18 protein-coding genes and 1 tRNA gene are annotated in these 23,316 nt (G+C 64.6%); 3 read left to right on the top strand and 16 right to left on the bottom strand.

The features are described from left to right. Nucleotides 1–83 precede the first annotated feature (83 nt). Nucleotides 84–701, top strand: a complete 618-nt coding sequence (locus ASD77_RS00090) for a DUF937 domain-containing protein (protein WP_055940760.1) — start codon at nt 84–86, stop codon at nt 699–701. A gap of 67 nt (nt 702–768) precedes the next feature. Here ASD77_RS00090 and ASD77_RS00095 read toward each other — a convergent pair whose 3' ends face one another. The 8 genes from ASD77_RS00095 to ffh form a co-directional block, all read right to left on the bottom strand. Further along, a complete protein-coding gene (locus ASD77_RS00095; protein WP_055935600.1) occupies nt 769–1,170 on the bottom strand; it encodes an RNA-binding S4 domain-containing protein in 402 nt (133 codons plus the stop codon). 21 nt (nt 1,171–1,191) lie between these two features. Further along, nucleotides 1,192–1,467 carry a hypothetical protein gene (locus ASD77_RS00100; RefSeq protein ID WP_055935603.1) on the bottom strand — a complete coding sequence of 92 codons (276 nt, stop codon included), beginning with the start codon at nt 1,465–1,467 and terminating at the stop codon, nt 1,192–1,194. Between the two features lie 110 nt (nt 1,468–1,577). Then, nucleotides 1,578–1,979 carry a 50S ribosomal protein L19 gene (rplS, locus tag ASD77_RS00105; RefSeq protein ID WP_055935605.1) on the bottom strand — a complete coding sequence of 134 codons (402 nt, stop codon included), beginning with the start codon at nt 1,977–1,979 and terminating at the stop codon, nt 1,578–1,580. A 149-nt stretch (nt 1,980–2,128) separates the two neighbouring features. Then, on the bottom strand, nt 2,129–2,887 hold the full coding sequence (gene trmD / locus ASD77_RS00110; protein WP_055935608.1) for a tRNA (guanosine(37)-N1)-methyltransferase TrmD: 759 nt from the start codon (nt 2,885–2,887) through the stop codon (nt 2,129–2,131). A 177-nt stretch (nt 2,888–3,064) separates the two neighbouring features. Then, nucleotides 3,065–3,592, bottom strand: coding sequence for a ribosome maturation factor RimM (gene rimM / locus ASD77_RS00115; protein WP_055935610.1), 528 nt, complete (start codon nt 3,590–3,592; stop codon nt 3,065–3,067). 38 nt (nt 3,593–3,630) lie between these two features. Continuing rightward, entirely contained in the window at nt 3,631–3,885 is a 255-nt protein-coding gene (rpsP, locus tag ASD77_RS00120) for a 30S ribosomal protein S16 (protein WP_055935613.1), read from the bottom strand. Between the two features lie 105 nt (nt 3,886–3,990). Further along, nucleotides 3,991–4,791, bottom strand: coding sequence for an aminotransferase class IV family protein (locus ASD77_RS00125; RefSeq protein ID WP_055935616.1), 801 nt, complete (start codon nt 4,789–4,791; stop codon nt 3,991–3,993). A 119-nt stretch (nt 4,792–4,910) separates the two neighbouring features. Beyond that, nucleotides 4,911–6,281, bottom strand: coding sequence for a signal recognition particle protein (gene ffh, locus ASD77_RS00130; RefSeq protein ID WP_055935619.1), 1,371 nt, complete (start codon nt 6,279–6,281; stop codon nt 4,911–4,913). A 96-nt stretch (nt 6,282–6,377) separates the two neighbouring features. Here ffh and ccsA point away from each other — a divergent pair, with 96 nt between their 5' ends. Then, entirely contained in the window at nt 6,378–7,169 is a 792-nt protein-coding gene (gene ccsA / locus ASD77_RS00135) for a cytochrome c biogenesis protein CcsA (RefSeq protein WP_055940762.1), read from the top strand. A 125-nt stretch (nt 7,170–7,294) separates the two neighbouring features. Here ccsA and radA read toward each other — a convergent pair whose 3' ends face one another. Then, a complete protein-coding gene (gene radA, locus ASD77_RS00140) occupies nt 7,295–8,689 on the bottom strand; it encodes a DNA repair protein RadA (RefSeq protein ID WP_055940765.1) in 1,395 nt (464 codons plus the stop codon). Between the two features lie 400 nt (nt 8,690–9,089). On the opposite strand from radA, the gene ASD77_RS00145 reads away from it, so the two are divergent. After that, nucleotides 9,090–10,682, top strand: a complete 1,593-nt coding sequence (locus ASD77_RS00145) for a heme peroxidase family protein (RefSeq protein ID WP_055935622.1) — start codon at nt 9,090–9,092, stop codon at nt 10,680–10,682. Between the two features lie 67 nt (nt 10,683–10,749). On the opposite strand, the gene ASD77_RS00150 is transcribed toward ASD77_RS00145, so the two are convergent. The 7 genes from ASD77_RS00150 to ispH all read right to left on the bottom strand — a co-directional run bounded on the left by ASD77_RS00150 (nt 10,750) and on the right by ispH (nt 23,054). Next, a tRNA-Thr gene (locus ASD77_RS00150) sits at nt 10,750–10,825 on the bottom strand. Nucleotides 10,826–10,999: 174 nt separating this feature from the next. Then, on the bottom strand, nt 11,000–11,323 hold the full coding sequence (locus tag ASD77_RS17970; RefSeq protein ID WP_156383414.1) for a hypothetical protein: 324 nt from the start codon (nt 11,321–11,323) through the stop codon (nt 11,000–11,002). A 1-nt stretch (nt 11,324) separates the two neighbouring features. Next, nucleotides 11,325–16,355: an RHS repeat-associated core domain-containing protein gene (locus ASD77_RS18350; protein ID WP_200947342.1), complete on the bottom strand. Its 5,031-nt coding sequence runs from the start codon at nt 16,353–16,355 to the stop codon at nt 11,325–11,327. Between the two features lie 591 nt (nt 16,356–16,946). Then, nucleotides 16,947–19,529 carry a DUF11 domain-containing protein gene (locus ASD77_RS00160; RefSeq protein ID WP_156383415.1) on the bottom strand — a complete coding sequence of 861 codons (2,583 nt, stop codon included), beginning with the start codon at nt 19,527–19,529 and terminating at the stop codon, nt 16,947–16,949. A 1,180-nt stretch (nt 19,530–20,709) separates the two neighbouring features. Further along, complete coding sequence (locus ASD77_RS18420) at nt 20,710–20,988, bottom strand: hypothetical protein (RefSeq protein WP_235578439.1); 279 nt, start codon at nt 20,986–20,988, stop codon at nt 20,710–20,712. A 62-nt stretch (nt 20,989–21,050) separates the two neighbouring features. Continuing rightward, a complete protein-coding gene (locus ASD77_RS00170; protein ID WP_055935629.1) occupies nt 21,051–21,380 on the bottom strand; it encodes a hypothetical protein in 330 nt (109 codons plus the stop codon). Between the two features lie 723 nt (nt 21,381–22,103). Beyond that, a complete protein-coding gene (gene ispH / locus ASD77_RS00175; RefSeq protein WP_055935632.1) occupies nt 22,104–23,054 on the bottom strand; it encodes a 4-hydroxy-3-methylbut-2-enyl diphosphate reductase in 951 nt (316 codons plus the stop codon). Nucleotides 23,055–23,316 lie beyond the last annotated feature (262 nt).

Here is a 23,316-nt window from a genome sequence, read left to right on the forward strand (position 1 = left end):
GTTATTGTGAGGCGGCGATCACATAATTTGGCGCTAGGATGGCCTACGCCACTATCACACTCGTCCAGGAGGACGGCCGCACGATGAGCAACCAGTCACTCGCAGAAGAACTCTTCGCCCAACTGCAGGGCGCACCGTTGCAGCAGGTGTCGCAACAGCTCGGCGTGGGGCAGATGCAGGCCTCCGGTGCGGTCGCTGCGGCCCTGCCGTTGCTGCTGGGTGCGCTGGGCAAGAACGCCGCGCAGCCGCAGGGCGCCGAAGCCCTGTTCGGCGCGCTGCAGAAGGACCACGCCGGCCTGGACCTGGGCAGCGTGCTCGGTGCGGTGCTGGGCGGCGGCTCGGCGCCCAGCCGGCAGACGGATGGTGGCGCCATCCTCGGTCACATCTTCGGCGGCGCGCAGCCCCGCGCCGAAGCCAGCCTGGGCCAGGCCACCGGCTTGGGCGGCGACAAGTCGGCGATGCTGATGAAGATCCTCGCGCCGATCGTGCTGTCGTTCCTGGCCCAGCGTTTCCTGGGTCAGGGCAATGCGAATCCGAGCGCGCTCGGCCAGGTGCTCGGACAGGAGCGGCAGGTCGCGCAGCAACAGGGCGGACTGGGCGGCGGCCTGCTGGGCGCCGTGCTGGATCAGGACGGCGACGGCCAACTGGGCTTGGGCGACATCCTCAAGATCGGCAGCGGCATGCTGGGCGGCGGACGCTGATCCACGTACGCACGCCGGGACGGTAACGAAGAAGGGCTCCACTGGCGCCCTTCTTCATGTGGGCGCGCTACAGCGCGTCGATGTCGCCCAACGCACGGATCAGCCGGCGTGCCCGCTTGTCCGGACGCGACTGCGGTGCCTGGTAGCCGGCGCGCTCGGCCTGCCGTGCCGCCAGCGCCGCCAACCGCCGCGCACGCGCATCTTCCGACTCGAGATACAGCTGCTGCGCCAGCGCCGCCGGACCCCGCTTGTCGCTGAGCGCTCGCACTTCGATCTCGAACACGTCGTCGCCCCGCGTCACCACCAGCGTGTCACCCACGCGCACGGCGCGCGACGACTTCGCGCGTTGCCCGGCGGCATCGACCTTGCCGGTTTCGATGGCCTGCTTGGCCAGGCTGCGGGTCTTGAAGAAGCGCGCCGCCCACAGCCACAGATCCAGGCGGACGGACGCATCGGCGGATTCGGTCATCGGAAGACGGAAACAGTGGCCTCAGGGCAGGCGTGACGGGACGACGGGAAACGGAAGCTCGGCCTTGTGCTCGTAGGCGCGCTGGCAGGCCTTGGACATGTGGAAGTCGCGGGCCGCCTGTCGTTGGGTGGGGCTGGCGTCCTTCGGCATCGGCTGCGACGCGGCGGCGCGGGCTTCATCGGCACACCAGGCGAAAGGCGCGGCGGTGTACGGGTCGTTGGCCGCCATCGGATCGCTTGCGCATGCCGGCAGCAGCAGGGCCGACAACAGGGGCAACAGGATTCGCGTCACACGCATGGCCTTCTCCTCTCCATCGCGGTTGGCGCAAGTCTGCACCGAAACGCGCCGGGCGGAAACGCGAACGGCCACCCGAGGGTGGCCGTCCGTGCGACGCGCGTGGGCCGGAATTACTCGGCGGCAGCGGCGGCAGCGGCCTGACGGGCCACCTTGGCGGCGGCGTTCGCGGCCAGGTCTTCCTTGATGCGGGCAGCCTTGCCTTCCAGTTCGCGCAGGTAGTACAGCTTGCCGGCGCGGACCTTGCCGCGACGCTTCACTTCGACCGAGTCGATGGAGGCGCTGTGGGTCTGGAAGACGCGCTCGACGCCATAGCCGTGCGAGATCTTGCGGACGGTGAAGGCGGAGTTCAGGCCGGCGTTCTTCTTGGCGATGACGACGCCTTCGTACGCCTGCACGCGCTCGCGGTTGCCTTCCTTGACCTTCACGTTGACCACCACGGTGTCACCGGGGCCGAACGCGGGCAGCTCGCGCGTGATCTGGGAGGCTTCGAATTCCTGGAGGAGCTTGCTCATGTTGGCACCAATGCTTGTATGCGTGATCGTGTCTTGCGACAGCGGAAACTGATGCAGTCGCCGGATTGCGCTGCACGATATTGTTATGGGATCCGGGGGCGAGAACCGCCCAAGGGTCGCGCATTCTACCGGATTCCCGGACGGGCTGGCTACCCTGCCCCGTCCGTGCCCGCCAGGCCGGCACGGAAGGCCGCCAGCAGGGCCTGGTCGGCCTTGGACAGGGCGGTTTCGTCCAGCAGGTCCGGCCGCCGCAGCCAGGTCCGGCCCAGGGCCTGCTGGCGCCGCCAGCGGGCGATCGCGGCATGGTCGCCGGAGCGCAGCACCGCCGGGACGTCACCCCACGGGTGACTGGATGGGTGGGTGAAATGGGGGCAATCGAGCAGGCCATCGCCCTCGAAGCTGTCCTGCACGGCCGAATCGGCGTCGTTCAGCGCGCCCTCCTGCAGGCGGCCGACCGCATCGATGACCACCGCCGCCGCCAGTTCGCCACCGGACAGCACGTAGTCGCCGATGGAGATCTCCTCGTCCACCTCGGCGTCGAGGAAACGCTCATCCACGCCCTCGTAGCGCCCGCACAGCAGGATCATCCGCGGCAGCGCGGCCAGTTCGCGCGCCTTCTTCTGCGTCAGCGGCGCGCCCTGCGGGCTCAGGTAGATCAGCGGGGCCGGCGCGGGATCGGCAGCGCGGACCGCGGCCAGGCAGGCCTGCAGCGGCTCGATCATCATCACCATGCCGGGACCGCCACCGAACGGACGGTCGTCCACGCGGCGGTAGCCGCCGCTGGCATAGTCGCGCGGATTCCAGCCGTGCAGCGACAGCAATCCCCGCTCCTGCGCCCGCCCGACCACGCCCACGGCCGCCGCCTGGGCGATGAATTCGGGGAACAGGGTCATGACGTCGATGCGCATGGGGCTAGGAGTGAGTGGAGAGGAGTGAGGAGTGAGGAGTGAGGAGTGAGGAGTGAGGAGTGAGGAGTGAGCGAAAGCGGATACAGCGCACGGGGGAAGGCGACGCGGAAAGATGACGGCGAGGCACTGCAAGGACGGCAGCGCCCCCACTCACTCCTCACTCCTCTCCACTCACTCCTAAAACGCCGGATCCCAGTCCACGGTGACCACGCCCGCCTCGAAATCCACCGAGCGGACATAGTCGGGTTCGACGAACGGGATCAGGCGCTCGCGGTCGCCGCGCGCCACCAGCACGTCGTTGGCGCCGGTGGAGAACAGGTGCGAGACGGTACCGAAATCGGTGCCGTCGGCATTGACCACGCGCAGGCCTTCCAGATCGACCCAATAGAACTCGCCGGCGCTCGGCGGCGGCAGTGCGGAACGGGGGACGAAGATCTCCAGCCCGCGCATCGCCTCCACTTCATCGCGGTCTTCAACGCCCGGCAGCGTCGCCACCAGATGCTTGCCCGAGGCCTTGCCACGCGCACCGCTGAACGCGCGCTCGCCGCCGCTGGCGTCGCGCAGCGTCCACGGCTGGTAGCGGAAGATGGCGTCGCGCGGCTCGGTCCAGGATTCGATCTTGATCTGGCCGCGCACACCAAAAGCGCCCATTAGCCTTCCCAGCAGAATCATCTTCTGCGGGGTCGGTGGGCGCTCGGTGTCCATGCGTGAGGAAGGCCGCGCGGTCTGCGCGGCCGAAGCCATCAGGCCGCCGGAGCGGTCTTGACTTCCTTGTACAGGTTGCGGACCTTTTCGGTCAGCTGCGCACCGTTGCCGACCCAATGGTCCACACGGGCGATGTCGAGTTCGACGCGCTTCTCGGCGCCAGCGGCGACCGGGTTGTAGAAGCCCACGCGCTCGATGTTGCGGCCGTCGCGCGCGCTGCGCGAGTCGGTGACGATGATGTGGTAGAAGGGGCGCTTCTTCGCGCCGCCGCGGGTGAGACGGATCTTGACCATGGTGTTTTCCAGTGTTGCCCAGTCGCCAGAATGGCGAGGTAAGCCGGCTATTCTAAGCCATTGAATCCGTCAGGAAAACCCCGCCCCTGCCAGTGACCGCACAGGTCAGGCCAGCGGCTCCCACGGCACGGATGCCAGGGCGTCCGCCAGTGTCGCCATCAAGGCGGTATCAGCACCCCATGCGACAGCATCCACCGCGACCACCGGCTGCACGCCACTGGCATTGCAGGCGAAGCCCGCCCGGTAGCGATCCAGTTCCCCCCGCACGACCGGCCCGTGCCGCTGCGGGATACCCGCCCGGTCCAGCGCCTGCTGCAACAGCCGCTCCGCGGTGCCACGCAGGGCCGGCCCCTCGGGCCAGACAATCGACTCGCCATCCCACAGGCCCAGGTTCCAGATCGAGCCCTCGACCACCTGCCCTGCCGGATCGACGAACAGCGCGTCGTCGAAGCCCTCGGCCAACGCCTGCCGACGGTAGTGGAACAGGGGGAACGTCCCTACATGCTTGTACTGCGGCAGCGGGCGCACGAACGGGTAGGTCTTCACGCGCAGCGCCGGCTTCTCTGGTGAGGAGGCAGGTGACAGGGTCACCAGCACGTCGGGCGAGATGACGCGCGCGGCATCGCGGTAGTCGAAACGGGAGGAGAACACGGTGATGCGCACGGAGGCATCGCGAAGACCGGCCTCGGGCAGCGCGCGTGCGGCCTGCTTCAGCGCATCGTCGCCGTCGAGCCGCGTGCCGAACAGCCCCTGCGTCGCCTCTTCCAGCCGCTGCCGATGCAACGCCCGCCCCTGCACGGCGCCATCGCGCACCTGCATCGAGGTGAAGTGGCCGTAGTTGACCAGCGCGAGGGCGCGCAGTTCGTCGGCGGTGGCGGGACGTCCGTTGAGGAAGGCGGAGGTCATGCGGCGCCTGAGTCTTTCAATGTAGGAGCGACGTGAGTCGCGACCGAGCGAAAGAAAGCGCCACGGAGGCCGGCGGTATCCGGTCGCGACTGACGTCGCTCCTACAGTGCTTCACCGACTCACCGGAACGGCATCCCGCCACGCCCGCCCATCATGCCCTTCATGTTGCGCATCAGGCCCTTCATGCCACCGCCGGCCAGCTTGCCCATCATTTTTTCCATCTGCTGGTACTGCTTCATCAGCTTGTTGACGTCGGCCGGCGTCAGTCCCGCGCCCTTGGCGATACGTGAACGGCGCGAGCCGTTGAGCAGCGCGGGGTTGCGGCGCTCCTTCTTGGTCATCGAGTTGATGATGGCGATCATGCGCGGCACTTCCTTGCCCTGCTGCACCTGCTGCTTCACGTGCTCGGGGATCTGGCCCATGCCCGGCAGCTTGTCCATCAGGCCGCCGATGCCGCCCATGTTCTGCATCTGCTCCAACTGGTCGCGCATGTCGTTCAAGTCGAACTTCTTGCCCTTGATGACCTTGGCGGCCAGCTTTTCGGCCTTTTCTCGGTCGACGTTCTGCTCGACCTGCTCGACCAGCGACAGCACGTCGCCCATGTCGAGGATGCGCGCAGCCACGCGCTCGGGGTGGAACACGTCCAGGCCGTCGGGCTTCTCGCCCACGCCGATGAACTTGACCGGCTTGCCGGTGATGTAGCGCACCGACAGCGCCGCACCGCCGCGCGCGTCGCCGTCGGTCTTGGTCAGCACCACGCCGGTCAGCGGCAGCGCCTCGCTGAAGGCCTTGGCGGTGTTGGCCGCGTCCTGGCCGGTCATGGCGTCGACCACGAACAGCGTCTCCACCGGCTTGACCGCCGCGTGCAGCGCCTTGATCTCGGCCATCATCGCTTCGTCGATCGCCAGTCGGCCGGCGGTATCGACGATCAGCACGTCGACGAAGGACTTGCGCGCGTCGTCGATGGCGGCACGGACGATGGCTTCCGGCTTCTGCTCGGCATCGGATGGGAAGAACAGCACGTCCACCTGCTGCGCCAGCGTCTTCAGCTGCTCGATGGCGGCGGGGCGATAGACGTCCGCGCTGACCACCATCACCTTCTTCTTGCGCTTCTCGCGCAGGTGCTTGGCCAGCTTGCCGACGGTCGTGGTCTTGCCCGCGCCCTGCAAGCCAGCCATCAGGATGACCGCCGGCGCCGGCACGTTGAGGTTCAGGTCGCTGGCCTGCGAGCCCATCACCGCGGTCAGTTCATCCCGGACGACCTTGATCAGCGCTTGGCCGGGCGTCAGCGACTTCAGCACTTCCTGGCCGACCGCGCGCACCTTGATGCGCTCGATCAGCGCCTGCACCACCGGCAGGGCCACGTCGGCTTCCAGCAGGGCGATGCGGACCTCGCGGGTGGCCTCGCGGATATTCTCCTCGCTCAGGCGGCCGCGGCCGCGCAGGCGCTCGATGGTGCCGGAGAGTCGCTGGGTCAGGGATTCGAACATGAGGCAGGCAGGACCAGGGAAAACGGACAGGAATTATAAGCGGTCGCGCCCCGGGCGCCCGTGCTGCCGACCGGCCCGCTGTGCGACACTCCTCCGATGACAGTCATTCTCATCGCCGTCGCGCTTTACCTGCTGGCTGCCGGCCTGCTGGTCCGCTCCGTGGGCCGCGAGCCGGGAGAAGGCATCCGCGCCTGGCTGTGGCCTGCGCTGGGCGCCGTGCTGCTGCACGGCGCTTACCACTTGCTGGTGGCGTGGCGGACGCCTGGTGGGCCAGACATGCACTTCTTCGCGGCGCTGTCGCTGGTGTCGCTGGGCATGGCGGTGATGACGCTGCTGGTGGCGATCCAGGGCCGCATGGCCGCGCTCGGGGTGATCGCGTTCCCACTGGCCGCCGTGTTGCTGACCACGTACCACGTCTACGGCCACCAGGCTACGAACGGACTGGACTGGCGCCTGCAGCTGCATGCCTGGCTGGCACTGCTGGCCTACGCCGCGCTGGCGATCGCTGCGCTGCTGGCGGTGATGCTGTGGGCGCAGGAGCGCGCCCTGCGCCGGCGCGAATTCCATCTCTGGCTGCGCGCGCTACCGCCGCTGACCGAACTGGAAGACCTGCTGTTCCGCACCATCACGGTCGGCTTCATCCTGCTGACCGCCACGCTGCTGACCGGCGTGCTGTTCGTCGAAAACTTCCTGGCCCAGAAGCTCAGCCACAAGACCGTGCTGAGCGTGATGTCGTGGCTGGTCTTCGGCGGCCTGCTGGTCGGCCGCTGGCGCTACGGCTGGCGCGGCGCCAAGGCCGTGCACTGGACGCTCACCGCCATGGCACTGTTGCTGCTGGCGTTCTTCGGCAGCAAGTTCGTGTATGAAATGGTGTTGAGGCGGGCCTAACCGCCTGCTTTCAATGTGGGAGCGACGTCAGTCGCGATCGCACGACTGGCACGCGCGACACTGTTCCCGGCGGACTCGATCCTACAGTCGCGACTCACGTCGCTCCCACAACGTTGTCTGGCGCCCTACTCCGCCGCTGCTTCCAGCGCCTGCGACAGCCGTTCCACGGCGACCACCTCCAGCCCCTTGAACGTCCCGGACTTCGGTGCGTTGCCCTTGGGCACGATGGCGCGCTTGAAGCCGTGGGTGGCGGCTTCGCGCAGGCGCTCCTCGCCGTTGGGCACGGGGCGGATCTCGCCGGACAGGCCCACTTCGCCGAACGCCACCGTCTTCTCGGCCAGCGGACGGTCGCGCAGCGAAGAAAGCACCGCCAGCAGCACGGGCAGGTCGGCCGCGGTTTCCTGCACGCGGATGCCGCCGACCACGTTGACGAACACGTCCTGGTCGCCCACCACCACGCCGCCGTGCCGGTGCAGCACGGCCAGCAGCATGGCCAGGCGGTTCTGCTCCAGGCCCACGGCCACGCGGCGCGGGTTGGACAAGGGTGAGCTGTCGACCAGCGCCTGTACTTCCACCAGCAGCGGACGCGTACCCTCGCGGGTGACCATGACGCAGCTGCCCGGCTGTTGGGCGCTGCCGGACAGGAAGATCGCCGACGGATTGGGCACTTCCTTCAGACCCTTTTCGCCCATCGCGAACACACCGAGCTCGTTGACCGCGCCGAAGCGGTTCTTGAAAGCCCGCAGCACACGGAAGCGGCTGCCGCTCTCGCCTTCGAAATACAGCACCGCGTCGACCATGTGCTCGAGCACGCGCGGGCCGGCGATGCCGCCCTCCTTGGTGACGTGGCCGACCAGGAACACGGCGGTGCCGGTCTCCTTGGCGTAGCGCACCAGCCGGGCGGCGCTCTCGCGCACCTGGCTGACCGAGCCGGGCGCGGCGGTCAGCGATTCGGTCCATAGGGTCTGCACGGAGTCGGCGACGATCAGCTTGGGACGTGCGACCGAGGCATGCTGCAGGATGGTTTCGATGCCGGTTTCGGCCAGTGCCTGCAGGTTGTCCAGCGGCAGGTCCAGGCGCACGGCGCGGCCGGCGACTTGGGCCAGCGATTCCTCACCGGTGACGTACAGCGCCGGCAGATGGGCCGACATGCGGGCCACGGCCTGCAGCAGCAGGGTCGATTTGCCGATGCCGGGATCGCCGCCGACCAGCACCACGGCGCCTTCCACCAGGCCGCCGCCCAGCACGCGGTCGAACTCGCCGATGCCGGTGCTCACGCGTGCTTCTTCGCTGTGGCGCACGTCCTTCAGCGCGGTGATCTTCGGCGCCTCGGCCTTGCCGGCCCAGCCACTGCGGCGGGCGGCGGCGGGCGCGCCGACGGCGGTTTCCAGCACGATCTCGCTGAGCGAATTCCACGCGCCGCAGTCGGCGCACTGGCCCTGCCATTTGCTGTGGTCGGCGCCGCATTCGGTGCAGACGTAGGCGGTACGCGACTTGGCGGAGGTCTTGGCCACGGGCATCTCGACGATCAGGGACGCCCACTGTATCCGGCCGGTGTCGCGCATGGCGAGACGCCCTGCCATCGCGCGCACGTCATGGGTACTGTCCGGCATGCGTTGCGCGATCGATGTACTGCCGTCGCGATTGGATTGCGCGCTCCGATTGAAAGACGCCATGCATCACAGGCATTGACCGCGCACATCGCTGACGCGCTCTTGCCCACCGCATGAAGAAAAACCGCAGGAAAGCAGGCTTCCCGTGCGACGTACGGTTGTCCGTCGCAACGGCAGGCGCGCGTTGCCTCTTACGCGACACCTTGCAACCACTGCGTTGCATGCAGACACGGGTCGCACGCGACGCCGGGGATTGCAGCCCCTGCCTGTCCCCCGGCGTTCCACTCAAGGAATCAGGAGATTCACCATGGCCGTGAAGAAGACCCCCGCAAAGCATGCGTCCGCCCCTGCCACGAAGGCTGCCCCCGGAAATCCCGGCAAGAAGCCAGGCCCCGATTCGGGACATGCCTACGGCAAGTGCAGCTACAGCTACGGCGCCTCCCCCGCCAGTTGGCCGCAGCATGGCTACGACCCCCGCAACGAAACACCCCCGCCCAAGGGCCCGGTGTTCGATCCAGGCCGGTTCGGTCGCATGTTCCCCAACCTGCCCGGCCTGGTAGTCGACGATGCCGCGCTGACCGCACTGGGCAATGCCATGCGCGACCCTTCGGGCGCCGATCCCATCCGCGACAACCCCGGCATTCCCTCGGGCTTCACCTACCTGGGCCAGTTCATCGACCACGACATCACCTTCGATCCTACGTCGATGCCGGAAGTGCTGGTGGATCCGCAGGCGGTCTTCAATTTCCGCACGCCCAAGCTCGACCTCGACTCGGTCTACGGCACCGGCCCCTCCACCCAGCCCTATCTGTACGAACCCGGCCGCCGCAAGCTGCGCGTGGGTGCCACCCAGACCGGCGGGGGCGACGCGACCATCCCGGCCGGCCTGCCCCACGATCTGCTGCGGCTCAATGGCACCGCCGTGATCGGCGATCCGCGCAACGACGAAAACCTGGTGGTCGCGCAGACCCATCTCGCCTTCATCAAGCTGCACAACAAATGCGTCGACAAGCTGGAAGCCGAAGGCTTTCCGCAGACCGGCCTGTTCACGGAGGCGCGCAAGCTGGTGACCTGGCATTACCAGCGCATGGTGATCGACGACTTCCTGGCCCGGCTGTGCGATCCCGCCGTGCTGGCCGACGTCGTGCAGAACGGACGCTCGTTCTTCGACTTTTCCGGCGAGGCGTTCATGCCGGTGGAGTTTTCGGTGGCGGCGTACCGCTTCGGACATTCGCAGGTGCGCAATGCCTACAACTACAACCGGGTGTTCCGTTTCGGCGGCGTCACTCCGGCGACGCTCGCGCTGCTGTTCCGCTTCAGCGGGGTTTCCGGCGGTGGCGCGGCCACCGACATTCCGGTGCCGAGCGACTGGATCATCGACTGGCGTCGCTTCTACGACCTGCCCGGCGGTGGCGTCACTCCCGACGCCACGCGGAAGATCGATCCGCTGCTGGCCGAGGAACTGCATGGCCTGCCCAACGGCGCCGGCTCCCTGCCCGTCCGCAACCTGATGCGCGGCGTGCGGATGGGCCTGCCCTCGGGCCAGGCGGTGGCGGCGACCATGCAGCTGACCCCGCTGACCCCGCAGGAGCTGGGCAGCGGGCCGGACGGCCAGGTGCTCATCGCGCAGGGGCTGGGGAGCAACACTCCGCTCTGGTATTACCTGCTGAAGGAAGCCCAGGTACAGCAGAACGGCGACCGCCTGGGTCAGGTGGGCAGCCGGATCGTGGCGGAGACGTTCATCGGCCTGCTGGACAGCGATGCGCTGTCGTTCCGCCGGCAGAACCCGCTGTTCGAGCCCAGCCTCTTCAAGCCCGGCACAACGCCCACGGCCGCAGGCAAGTACACCATGGCCGACCTGCTGACCTTCGTGGACGAGATCAACCCGATCAGGGACTGAGCCGGCGGGCCGTGGCGTGAGCTGAAAGCAGAAGGGCCGCCCCTGCGGGCGGCCCTTCTGGTACGTCTGGTGCCGGAAATAGGAATCGAACCTACGACCTACGCATTACGAATGCGCCGCTCTACCAACTGAGCTATTCCGGCGGAGCCGCGAATTTTAGGGGCTGGGGCGGGGGCGGGTCAATGTGGGGGTGTTGGGGGCGGGTGGTAAGCCGTTGGGAAGCCGGGGGACGCTAGGCAAAGGGGGACCTCCAGCTCGCCAGCTTCACGCATGCTGGGGTTCGCAAGCTCACACCAACCTAAGACCCCAATTAGCGGTCAAAGATCTGATTCCAGCCTCGTCAAACTAACGCCCAATATCTCGCAAGTTGCGAAAACTGAAAGGCCGTCAAGTAACTCAAGTGTTCGAGTAGACGACAGATCATCCACCAACTTCTGCGTACCCACCGCTCTAATAGTCAACTTGACCCCATTCCGACCTTCTTTCACGAAAGATTGGCCAGCAATAATTCCGCACACATAAAGATTGCTCTGCAGCCTAACTACCGGCTTGGCGCGAGCCATAGGAATCTCATACTCGAAATCCTGCAGGCCGTCCGCAGCGAAACATTCAATTTCCGCAACTGTATTCCAGCCGCTCATGCTAAGGCTCCAAAGTTTCAACGGTTCTTATGCCCCCCGACCTCGCGGCATCGGCATTCACTGCTCCAAGCGAAACTGCATCAAAAGATTTTGCTCCCATACTGTCCAGCATCATTGGCGGACTTAATCGAGAAGTTTCATTAGAAATCCAACTCGTAACGATGTATCTGGTCACATCAGTTCCGGGAAGTCCTGCAGCGGCCTCTATTCGTCCGAAACGCTGTGCATCCCCCAAACTTAGCCAGAACTGCTTCACCGTGAAACCATTCGGAGCAAGTGAATAGCCTCCCGACGCAGCTATGCTTGCACGCTCTTCGGGTCCAACGACTCTAAAAATATTCTGCCCATCTTGCCGTCTTGAATCGCCAGGCATCACCAGAGGCGTCGCGATAATACTGCGAAGTAGGAAACCTCTGATCGCTGCCAACCAGTTTACCGAGGTCCCGCCGCCGGTTGTTGTGCCGCCCACCGGCAATGGAAGAGCCGGATTGGAAGCAGCGGCGTCACGAGCTTGCTTGTTTTCACCAGTTCCAATTCCACTCGCGGTAGTGGTAATACGAGCCTGCGCGACAGAGTTTCCTGGAATGTTGGACCCGGTAACCCTTTCTTTATCCTTCCTGCCATCCGGATCAACAAACCGATACGGATTGTTCGCCGCGTACTTGTAGCGATTGAACATGCCAACTGGACTACTCAACGCCGTCACCGGATCCACCGACAAGAACCGCCCCACCGTCGGATCGTAGTATCGCTGCTGCATGTACGTCAGCCCGGTAGCTGCATCCTGCACATGCCCCGTGTAGCCAATACCCTGGTAATTGGGCTTGCCGATGATGGCGCCATAGGGTTCGTAGTCGTTACGCTCGATGACAACACCAGCCTGGTTAGTGACCGCAATGGGACTACCCAAAGCGTCGGTATGCTGGAATTTGACCGAGAGGACGTTAGAGTGAGCCCACTCTCGGATAGCAATGAGGCTACCCGCAAGATAGATGTTCTCCTGGTTCTTAGCGTTCTTGTAGTCCTCCTGGTACATAACCTGCCCACCATTGGAGTACATGGACAAGATGCTGTGCGTGGATGCCACATCCCAGGCAAGTACGCGACGACCATGACCGTCGTAGCGATAGTTCTCCTTTCCTATGACTGACCGCAATCGATTTCCATAGTCGAACTGATACGCTTGGCCGCTCTTGTTCGCGAGGTTACCCTGTGGGTCATACTCGAAACCGACGACGGTTGCGCCACCGCTATTCTTGATGTTCCCGAGCCGGTTGTGGACGTCATACACATACTCTGCATAGTCTTTGACGCCAGGTAGCTTCCACGACTTCATGTTGTCCAAAGCATCGTAGGTGAAGCGATGCCAGCAGTCGCCACCAAACATGCAAGAACCGGCTGCGGTAAGGCGATCCAACCCATCGTAGGTCATCCAACGACTGTAGACGCCATTGTTCCTGCCCGGTGTTTCGTCACCGATTACCGTGACGTTGCCATTCTGGTCGTAGTCGTATCGAAGGTCTGCAATGCCAGAACTCAGCACTCTCTGTGGCAACTGACGCGCATTCTGCGCCATCGAATGCACGATCCCGTTTCCATAGGTGAATTGCTTGATAGCACCGTTCGGGTAGTAGTTAACCCCTGTCGCATATGCGTAGGTAGACTGATCACGAACCTCTGTCGGCTGACCCAACGCATTCGGCGCGTAGCTGATTGCAAGACCGGCCGGATAAGTCTGCGTGGACAGACTGCCGTTGGCATCGTAAGCGTAGCCAAGACCCCACGTGTACCAACCCAGCTGAGTCGAGCTCTCACCGGTAAGCATCCTGCGCTTGTTGTAAGCGTATGTGTTCTCCACAATGCCAGCGTTTAACCCATCATTGTGCGTTGTGATCTTGTAAGGCAGGCCATCCGGCCAGTACTCCCATGACTGATTTCCGCTACCACCCGGAAATGCAAGCGCCGTAAGTCGATTCATGTTGTTGTACGTCCGAACGACGGCGCGCCCGCTTGCCCATGCCTCTGACTGATTGCAGGCCCCGGTATCTCCATAACCGTACAGACCCGCGGCACTGTGCGTCATGTTGCCAGCCCAGTCATAACCGAACACAGTTGCACCCGTCTCAGGTTCGATAACCTTGCAAAGTTGCTGATCGGCCTGATAGACGTAATGCCTATCAACAAAGAGGCTCCCACTGGCATTCCGCTTACGAATGCGCTGCGGCTTGCCGAAGATGTCCCGATAGATTTCTGTCGCTGAAGTTTCCGCCCCAGCCAGCTGTGTGATCCCATTGGGATAGTCCGTCGTAGGAACGTCGAAGACCTGATACTGCGTCACCGTCGAGAAGCCACGCGGGTTCGTCACTTGCTGCTGGAAGCCAGTCAGATACTGGATCGTGGTCGTCAGCAGACTTGGTGACAACTCGCTGTCTTGGCTGGTTGAAGTAGGACGTCCCAGTGCGTCGTATGCGGTCCAGTTGCCTGTCGTCAGGGCATCCGTAATGCCGGGATAAGAAGCAAAGGTCGTCCGGCCCGCGTGATCGTAGGTGAAGCGCTGGAACCGCTTAGTCGCCGTTTCGTTGGCGGCGTCGTACTCACGCGTCACCAGCGGGCGCCACATCGCGTCGTAGTAGGTGATCTTGCGGGCATTGCCCGTAGTGACCGTTTGGCGCCAATGGCCCGTGGGGATGCCGTACTCAGTCCCCGCGACTTGCTCAAAGACTTGGGTCGTGGTGTTCCAGACGGTGGTGTCGCCGGTCGGATACACCACACTCGCCAGGCGACCCATGGCGTCGTAGCCGTAGCCAGTCACATACCCGTTCTGGTCGGTTACCGACGTGATCCAACCAACATCATTGACCGTCGCAGACTGCGCGGTGCTATCGGGGTAAGAAATGGACCTTGGTATGCCTCGGTACCAGCTGGACAACGTTATGACGTTGTTGTTGCCATCCTTCACCGTCGCAACGGTGCCATCCGTGTAGTAGCCAAGCGTCTGCTTCAGCATCCCGAAGGAAGACTGGCTTATTGGTCGCGCAAGGGCATCGTAAGTGGTCTGGGATACCGTGGTACCCGTCGGGCCGCACCCCGTCGGCAGCGGCGAAGACGGCGCAGTACACCTGACGCGCGCCCCCTGCCCCAGCACCCAGTAGTAGGTGTTGTCGTGATATTCGCTCGTTTCGGTGCGCGTGTAACCCAGCGAACTGAACTTCGTGGTTGCCGTCGGACGCGCCAGTGCATCGAAACAATAGGTCCCTGCTCCTTGGCATCCGGCGACGACATTGCGCGAGAACGTAGTGCCATCCTGCGTGATCACCGTACTACGCACAGGTATGACTTTGTCAGCCAGTGGATCGAAGCTGGCCGAGCTCAGCTGCGACGCCATTGAAGCAGGCACCAGGTCTGCCGCGACAGGCGTGTGGTACACGTTCTCCGTTGCCCGCATTACGGCGCCCCCGGACAGCGTCTCGGCCTTGAACAGGCGACCTTCATTGATGCCGTACTGCACGCCGAACGAGTGTCGGCTCAAGCTGCCATCCGGGTTACTCACCGTAACGAACTTTTGTCCGGCGGGCGCGCACGTCGGACACGGCGGGAAATCCATGCAGAAGCCGTTGGTCCGGCAGAAACCCAAAGTCCAGACCTGATCGTAGTTGTAAGACCAGGTCATGCTGGGCAGCCCCGGACCCGTGATCTGCTTCGACTGAAGGCTGTAGATATCGAAGAAATTCGGGATCTTGAGCTGGTAGTACCCCGTTGTGGGCCCTGTCGCCCATGCCGAACACTGCTTGGGAACCCGCGTCCGATAATGACGTTGGTAGCCGAAGGAAAACGTCCCTGTTGCCCCCGAGGGATGTTTGACGACCAAGCCGAAGGTTCCATGAGGCTCGCCCGGCTCAGGGCAATCCATCTGGTCCGCGGGCTCACTGAAGTCCGGAACCGGCGACAACGTCGGGTTGTACTTCTGGTAGAGCCAGCCACTGATGGCGAACGTCCAGGTCGAACCATCAGGCCGGGTAACGCCACTCAGGTAGGAACTACTGGTGCCGCCGCTCCGGTAGTTCGCGGACTGATACTGATAGCTGTAGGTACCGGCCGATGACGTGACTGACGAGACAAGCGCTCCATTGTAGGAAAGGTTGATCCAGCGCCCATCGTTGGATTCAATGCGTGTCAGCTTGTCGCCGGTGTACTGATAAGTGACCCAATTGCCGAAGCGATCTTCTACCCTCGTAGCCAGCAGGTAGTAGGTCTTCCTCGACGCGCTTGTCTGTTGTCCGGTCCCTGGAAGCGGCTTGGTCATGCTGGAGGCATCGCGTTGCACCATCCAGTTCATGAAGTACTTCAACCCATTGGGGGCGAGCACAAGGAAGCCTTCACCCGCGTAACCATTGGCTGTCGAGGCTAGACAACCGATTCGATAGTTGCCTTGTGTGATCCACGGCCAAGTGCCAGGCGCAGTTGGCGCCGGAAGCTTTGCGCTGGGAGCGACCATCATGATCTTGCTGCCTTCTCCGGGCAGGGAAAGCCGATTGCCCGACCACAGTTCGTCGGTATTGAAGTATCCCGAGCCAGGCGGAGCGGTCGTCTTGCTGCAACGCAAATTGGTCCCGTCGCCTGCAACCCAGCCCGCAGGTCCGAATTCGCCATGTATATGAGGCACGGCGACGTCCCAGTTCGCCATTGCGCCTATGTTCTCTGGCAGTAGACCTTGCGGCGAAATCGAGAAGGTGCGGCGAAGTTCAACAGGCAACGCGCTGTTGCCGGGCAGCGACATGTCCACTTGCGTAAATGTGGTACTGCCGTTGTAGAGACTTACTTCGTCCCCGAACAGATCATCGCCCAACGGTGCCACACGCTCCGCAGTCTTGAGCTTGCGGTCGTAGTTCTGGTACGGCTCGATCGCTAACGCTGGCAAGGAAGCCAGCAGCAGCATGAAGGAAGCCGTTCGGACCAAGCCGAGCGATGGTTTCCAACCGCTGTCCTTGACCGTGGTGAACACTGCACAAAGCGCTGTCGCAAACGATTGCATCCTTCGCTCCCTTCCGGCCCATTGCAGGCCAGAGTCCATGCGTCCGCCACCCCGGCGGGACACCCCTTGCGGTGGAAGCTACATCGGGGGCAAGAGGCTTGGGAAGTCGGGGCAACAGGTAAGCGTATGTACTTGGCTGATCGGGTCTGGTCAGCTGCCGCACCTATATGGAGTGCATCCGGGCGAGCCCCCACTTCGGCGCGCTAGGAGCAAGGCGTCGAGCGCCGTTCTAGGACTTCCACTCCTTGCGACCAGTGTCGTGTCGCTGCCGACATCCACGCACTTCATGCTCGGCATTGACAGCGTGCCCATGCTGTTCGGCATGCGGTGACGCTACGCGACGGACGGACGCGACATGGATGTCGGGACGTACACGACGTTGCATGGTGACGCGCGGACCCGAATCCCATTCTCCCTACTCGGCGTCTTTGGTCCGCTGGTGCTGCGGGAGCCGAAGTCGAGGTCGCCGGACGGGATACGCTCTGACGACCACGGCCGTGCCCACGTCTGCCCTTGCCGTGAACAATCGGGCTCATTCCGCAGGCGGCGGTGCGCAGCAGAAGACGGAGACATCGCTTCCGCCTCCCTGCCTCAGGGCAGTCCGGTCGCCGTGACCGTGCACTGCAATGTCAATGCCACTTGGCCACCGGCCGGCAGCGTCGCAATCGTCATGCCGCTTCCCGTCAAGGTCGACACCGGAACCGTAGCAGGGCATGCCGCACCGCCGGTCGCTGTGCACGCCGCAGTGGTGCTGGGCGTACTGCAGTTCAGTCCAGCGCCGGGGCTATCGGTGAGCACCGTCCCATTCGCCGCCGCGGGTCCCGCATTCGTCACCGTGATCGTGTACGTCACCACGCCCCCGCTCAGCGCCGGGTTTGGCGTGGCCGTCTTCTGCACGCGCACGTCGGCCTGCTGCAGGGTATTGGTGTAGGTGCAGGTAATGTTTTCGCCCGCATCCAGATCGATGTTGGCGGCACGGCCCGCCACGTTCACCGTGCTGCCACCGTCCGGGTCCGTGCAGGTCAGCCCGGTCAGGGTCCAGCCCGGCAGCGCCGTCTCCGTCACGCTGTAGCTGCCCGGTGCCAGGTTCGAGAACGTGCGTGTGCTGGACAGCGTGGCGTCCGCGTCATCATCCAAGCTGAAGCTGCTCAGGCCGGTGCCGGTGGTGGTGAAGGCGAAGTCCTGCGCGTTGTTGGGCACTGCGTCCTTGACGATGGTGATGCTGCCCCTGAGTGCGTTCTCGATGGTGCAGGTCAGGTTATCGCCGGCAACAGGCGTGATGTCGAAGAAGGTGATGCCGCTGCCGCTGGGCGTCTGCCCGCCCGCCCGGGTATTGGTGCAGGTGTAGCTGACCACATAGTCCGCCAGCACCGCCGGCGGGCTGCCCGCCGCCACTTCGCGCAGGTTGTAGGTGGTCCCCGCCACCGCAGAGGTCAGCGTTGCCACTTCCGTAGGCGTGGTGCCGGTGCCAGTGGTGGTGGCGGTGGCCAGCACGGTGCTGCCCTCGCGAATTTCCAGCTGGAACTGGTTTCCGGCCACCGCCCGGCCGCCGGGCAGCGTCTTGCGCAGCCGCAGCGTGGCCCTGGGCTGGTTGGTGAACGTACAGGTCAGGTCATCGCCGGCAACAGGCGTGATGTCGAAGAAGGTGATGCCGCTGCCGCTGGGCGTCTGCCCGCCCACCCGGGTATTGGTGCAGGCATAGCTGACCACGTAGTCGGCCAGCACCGTCTGCGGGCTGCCCGCTGCCACTTCGCGCAGGTTGTAGGGGGTCCCCGCCACCGCCGAGGTCAGCGTTGCCACTTCGGCGGGCGTGGTACTGGCGCCCGTCGTCGTGGCAGTCGCCAGCACGGTGGAGCCTTCGCGGATTTCAAGCCCGAACTGGTTTCCGGTGATCACCCGACCGCCCGGCAATGCCTTCCGCAGGCGGATGGCGGCGTTGCGTGTGTTGGTAAAGGTGCACTGGATGTTACTGCCCAGCGCCGTGGCCGCAGCATCGAGTACCACGCTGCCAGCCACGGTGGCGTTGTTGGTATACGTGGGCGTGGCCGTGCCTCCCGCTCCCAAGCCTGTACAGCTGATATTGGTCAGCCGGTAGCCGGCGATCGCCGCCTCGGTGATCGTGGTGGCGACGCCAGCCGTGGTCAGTGTCCGCGTGGTGCCCGCCACTGGCGTGCCGGCCACGGTGGTGGTCACCGCCGTGGCGGTGTAGCCGTTGGTGCCGGTGAAGTCGAAGGTGCCGGTGCCGCCCTCGCTGGTCTTGCGGACGGTGAGCATCGGCGTGGGCTCGGCCACGGAGACGCCCACCAGACTCACGTCCGAAGGGAAGTTGGTTGAAGATAACCCCCAGTTCGTCGCCCCGCCGTCGCCGCGCAGGAAGACGCGCAAGATTAGGCTGCCGAAGCCCGTGCCGTTCACCCTCACCGAGCCACAGGCGCCGCCGCCCCCGGTAACGCAGCTGGCGTTGAGGGAGGAGGAACCGTTGCTGATCTGGTTGCCGGAAACTACGAAACTGTTTCCGCCCGACAGGCGGGTCAGGGTCAGTCCCGGGGTGACCAAGTCGAACTCCGTGCTGAAACCCAAAGCCTCGTCGTCCGAGGAGGAGAAAGCGCCCAGTCCTGCGAGATGCAGGATGGGATCGGTCACCGGCGCGCTGAAGCTCACTACCAGGTCGGCCATGCGTACGCGCGCCGTGGTAGGTGTGGCTGGGGTCTGGAGGGCAATCGCTTTGGCGGATACCGACATGCGCATCCCCGCGTTTATGGCGGTCGAGATGCCCTGCCCCGCCGTCGGATTTACCGAAGTGAACTGCGACGCCACGCCTTCTCCGATGCTCCCCAGGTTCACATAGAGCGGCCCCGCAACGACCGTGCTGCCACTGGACGAGGCGTTGCCGCCGAAGAACACGGCATTGCCGCCGGTCCCGCCCGGGTAGCCCTGGCCAGAGGTCAAGCCGGTGAACTGCTGGTTAGTCAGGGAGAAGGTGACGGTCACGACCGGCGTGCGCACGAGCATGGTGTCGCCGGCGGGATTGTTGCTGTTGTGGCGCGGGGTCATCGTCTGGGGCTCGGGAGACGGCCCGTCGCCGGTGGGTCCGCTGTTGGCAACGGTCGTGTTGGTTACCGATTCCAGCACGACCTGAGCCAAGGCCGGAGCGGCCCACAGTGACGCCAGCAACCAGACCGCCTGTAGTGCACTAGGTGGCGGACAGAAACGCCTGCGCGTCGTGGGCACCTTCCTTGCACCTTCCTCTGTAGCACGCGCGGGTTCTGCCGACGCATCGGAGGTGGGCGACGCTACATCACGAAGCGCTTCAGCGTCAGCGCGCACAGAAAGGAATCCGCGTGACAGGCATTCCTCCGCCGACGTGAAGGACCTTCTTGCGCGCAGATGCGAAGCCTCATCGGATCGCCACATATCGTTCCCCGGTCGCTTCTTCGCCCTCCGACTTCACGAAGCGGAGGGCTCCTTCGCCGACATGTATCGCTAGCCCTCAGGGAATCGGCATGCACGCGAAGATCGCGACAAGTGCGTGCAGCGTGTGCGGCAAGCCTGAGCGGCGCGTCGTGCCGCGACTTGCACATGCACGCATGTCCCCTCTCGAACCGCTACCTCCGGTTACCTACACGAGCTGTACGCATTGCCATCCATCGCTCGCCAAGGACTTGCCCGTCGGTGCGCGCACCTGCGTCGGAAGATGCGCATTCCATCTTGATACTCGCGGGCGAGATGGCATCCCGGACATACCGCACGCCGGACAGCAATGACGAAATCAGTCGTCGGCACCATGGCCAACTCCATGCTCCCTGTGTGCAGGCATGCCCACGCGAAGTCCTGTGATGCCCGCCCTTGCGGCATCGTGTCGGCCGTCACAGGTATCCGCAGTCGTCGGCATTATTCAGTGCCGCCATGCCCCTCTATCCCGACGGGCGCCGGAACGAGGGCGGGCACATGGTCCACTCACGGTGTTATTCAGCGGCAGCGCAACGGTCTCCCCGCTTCCTGCACCAGAGCCGCGCGCGGACAGGTCGTGGCCAGCTGCGTGGGAGAAGCGAGGTGGAGGAACTCAACCCAACAGTTGCAGCCGCAATTCCTTCGGCAGGACCATAGGTTAGGGTGAGCGCAGCGAAACCCAACAGCCTCAGCCATCCCCAGCACAGACATCACCCTCGGGCGCCGCTGCCCAATCTGACGGCACCACGCCCAATCCGATGTCGCGATGTATCGAACTGTACGGCCAATGCACCGCACGCGCGACGCAGCCATGTTTCACCCGGTTGATATGCACATAATCCACATGCCGCCGAAGGTCGACCTCGTCGGTAATCAGGTGCTCCCAGAAGCGACGCTGCCAGATTCAGCGCTCGCCTTTGGGCACCGCCCGCGAGAGAGCCGCCTTGATCAGCATCCAGCGCGTAGCGCAGTCGCCGTCGTGTGTGGGGAGCGTCCAGACCACGTGCATATGATCGGGTAGAACCACCCAGGCAACGATATCGAACGGATGCCGCTGCTTGACGACCCGCACAGCGCTTCGGAGATCGTCGATACGATCCACCAGCAAGGTGCCGGAGCGATCCGCAAGATTGACCGTGAAGAAGTAGGTGCCGCCTTCCTGGCGGATACGCCGATAGTCCATGGCCCATCATCTTTCCGCAGGTTGGGGCTCGCAAGCTCACCCCAACCTATGGTCTGGTCTGCCTATCGGTCCACCACATGATGGCGGCCGCACGCGACGCAGGTTCGATACCTGCCGAAGCGTCCGTCCCGCTCGCTGCCCAGTAGTCCGCCGCAGGCGCAGATCAAGGCATCGCCCGCTTCCCAGCGGCGCAACCGCAGGCTGGCCACGGTACCCAGCACGAGGGCGACGCCCGTCAGCGCATGCGGCAGCCACCGTAGCGCATTGAAGAACTCGCCGCCCTGGGGTTGCGGCGCAGCACCGGACAACACCCAAGTGGACGCAAACGCCAGCAACAGGCAGGCCAGCGTGGGCAAGTAGATACGCAACGCAATCCGGTGCATGCGGGTCATCGGCCATCCCCCTCGATTCGACGGCGGACACGATGGCAGGCGGTGGTCGCACGGCGTGATACGGCATGACACACGCGGCATGTCGAACGCGCCATGGAGGCCGGGCGACGACGGGTTGCTCCTGTCGTTAGGCTGAGCTTCGATGCCGTGGATGCCGCGCGGCTCGTGGACGGAGAAGGCCATCGGGTGGAAAGCGCTCTCTGACACCTTGCGCTGACATCGCCAACCCTGCCCCGCAGGCCATTACTGTGAGAAATCGCCCCGGAACGGTGCGAGCGCAAGGCTTTGAGGTGAGACGACGAGGCTTTTTTCCTCGACGCCAAGGCATTCCCGGGACGGCGCCAAGGCATTTCGGGACGGCGCCAAGGCAAATTGCCTTGGCCGCGAACCTCAAAGGTGAGACGGCAAGGCAATTTGCCTCGGCATCGGGATGCTTTGAGCCATGACGGCGAGGCAATTTGCCTTGTCGCCGACACTTTCCGCTTCGACCGCAAGGCTTTTTCCCTTGGCGTCGCGCCACGTTGGTGCGGCGTCGAGGCTCGGAGGCTCGACGTCGAGGAAATTTGCCTTGGCAGACCCGTCGCGTGACACGACTGGATGCCTGTCCGCATCGGCGCCATGGCGTTCACGTCTGGATCCGACACAAAAAACCCCGGCCAGGGCCGGGGTTCTTGGCGGGAACAGCGGGCAGCGTGGGGTGCCCACTTTGCAGGCTGTCCCGACTCAGCTGACCAGCTGCAGCCGCAATTCCTTCGGCAGCGCGAACACCATGTTTTCCGGTTCGCCATCGAGTTCGCTGACGCCGCCGGCGCCCAGATCTCGCAGGCGCTGGATGACGCCGTCGATCAGCACGTCGGGGGCGGAGGCGCCGGCGGTGACGCCGACGCGCTGCTTGCCTTCGATCCAGCGCGGGTCGATCTCGTGCGCGCCGTCGATCAGATACGACTCCACGCCGTCGCGCTCGGCCAGCTCGCGCAGGCGGTTGGAGTTGGAGCTGTTGGGCGAGCCGACCACCAGCACCAGGTCGCACTGCTTGGCCAGGTCGCGCACGGCGTCCTGGCGGTTCTGGGTGGCGTAGCAGATGTCGTCGTTCTTCGGCCCGTGGATGCCCGGGAAGCGCTGCTGCAGCGCGTGGATGATGCCCACCGTATCGTCGACCGACAGCGTGGTCTGGGTGGTGTAGAAAAGATTGTCGGGCTGGCTGACGTCGAGCGTGGCGACGCCATCGATGTCTTCCACCAGGTAGATGTTGCCCACCCCGCCCTCGCGGCTCCACTGACCCATCGTGCCTTCTACCTCGGGGTGGCCGGCATGGCCGATCAGCACCACGTCGCGGCCGGCGCGGCAGTGTCGGGCCACTTCGAAGTGCACCTTGGTGACCAGCGGACAGGTCGCGTCGAATACCTTCAGGCCGCGGCGCTCGGCTTCGTGGCGCACCGCCTTGGAGACGCCGTGCGCGCTGAAGATGACGGTGGCGTCATCGGGCACTTCGTCCAGTTCTTCCACGAACACCGCGCCGCGCTGTTTCAGGTCGTCCACCACGAAGCGGTTGTGCACCACCTCGTGGCGCACGTAGATCGGCGCGCCCAGTGTTTCGATGGCGCGCTTGACGATCTCGATGGCGCGGTCGACGCCGGCACAGAAACCACGGGGATTGGCGAGCAGGACGTCCATGGGCCCGATTTTACCGGAGGTCGAACGGTGAAAGGAGGAATCCGTCGGATGGCGTTTCCGCCGTCCTCCCGGCGAAAGCCGGGACCCAGCGACGGGGCACGGGAGACCGGCTGGAGGAGCACAAGACACGGGGTCCCGGCTTTCGCCGGGATGACCGCATGCGAGGTGCAGTGCGCTTCGCAGGGTGGGCCCTGGCCCACCGCCTTCACGCGTCACCGAGCGGTGGGCCAAGGCCCACCCTACGATCGCGCGGAGACGCAGT

This window comes from Pseudoxanthomonas sp. Root65 (assembly GCF_001427635.1).
Lineage (GTDB): Bacteria > Pseudomonadota > Gammaproteobacteria > Xanthomonadales > Xanthomonadaceae > Pseudoxanthomonas_A.

Coding starts and splice junctions, on each gene's coding strand:
- ASD77_RS00090 (WP_055940760.1), top strand. CDS start 84: ATGAGCAACCAGTCACTCGCAGAAGAACTCTTCGCCCAACTGCAGGGC.
- ASD77_RS00095 (WP_055935600.1), bottom strand. CDS start 1,170: ATGACCGAATCCGCCGATGCGTCCGTCCGCCTGGATCTGTGGCTGTGG.
- ASD77_RS00100 (WP_055935603.1), bottom strand. CDS start 1,467: ATGCGTGTGACGCGAATCCTGTTGCCCCTGTTGTCGGCCCTGCTGCTG.
- rplS (WP_055935605.1), bottom strand. CDS start 1,979: ATGAGCAAGCTCCTCCAGGAATTCGAAGCCTCCCAGATCACGCGCGAG.
- trmD (WP_055935608.1), bottom strand. CDS start 2,887: ATGCGCATCGACGTCATGACCCTGTTCCCCGAATTCATCGCCCAGGCG.
- rimM (WP_055935610.1), bottom strand. CDS start 3,592: ATGGACACCGAGCGCCCACCGACCCCGCAGAAGATGATTCTGCTGGGA.
- rpsP (WP_055935613.1), bottom strand. CDS start 3,885: ATGGTCAAGATCCGTCTCACCCGCGGCGGCGCGAAGAAGCGCCCCTTC.
- ASD77_RS00125 (WP_055935616.1), bottom strand. CDS start 4,791: ATGACCTCCGCCTTCCTCAACGGACGTCCCGCCACCGCCGACGAACTG.
- ffh (WP_055935619.1), bottom strand. CDS start 6,281: ATGTTCGAATCCCTGACCCAGCGACTCTCCGGCACCATCGAGCGCCTG.
- ccsA (WP_055940762.1), top strand. CDS start 6,378: ATGACAGTCATTCTCATCGCCGTCGCGCTTTACCTGCTGGCTGCCGGC.
- radA (WP_055940765.1), bottom strand. CDS start 8,689: ATGCCCGTGGCCAAGACCTCCGCCAAGTCGCGTACCGCCTACGTCTGC.
- ASD77_RS00145 (WP_055935622.1), top strand. CDS start 9,090: ATGGCCGTGAAGAAGACCCCCGCAAAGCATGCGTCCGCCCCTGCCACG.
- ASD77_RS17970 (WP_156383414.1), bottom strand. CDS start 11,323: ATGAGCGGCTGGAATACAGTTGCGGAAATTGAATGTTTCGCTGCGGAC.
- ASD77_RS18350 (WP_200947342.1), bottom strand. CDS start 16,355: ATGCAATCGTTTGCGACAGCGCTTTGTGCAGTGTTCACCACGGTCAAG.
- ASD77_RS18420 (WP_235578439.1), bottom strand. CDS start 20,988: ATGGACTATCGGCGTATCCGCCAGGAAGGCGGCACCTACTTCTTCACG.
- ASD77_RS00170 (WP_055935629.1), bottom strand. CDS start 21,380: ATGACCCGCATGCACCGGATTGCGTTGCGTATCTACTTGCCCACGCTG.
- ispH (WP_055935632.1), bottom strand. CDS start 23,054: ATGGACGTCCTGCTCGCCAATCCCCGTGGTTTCTGTGCCGGCGTCGAC.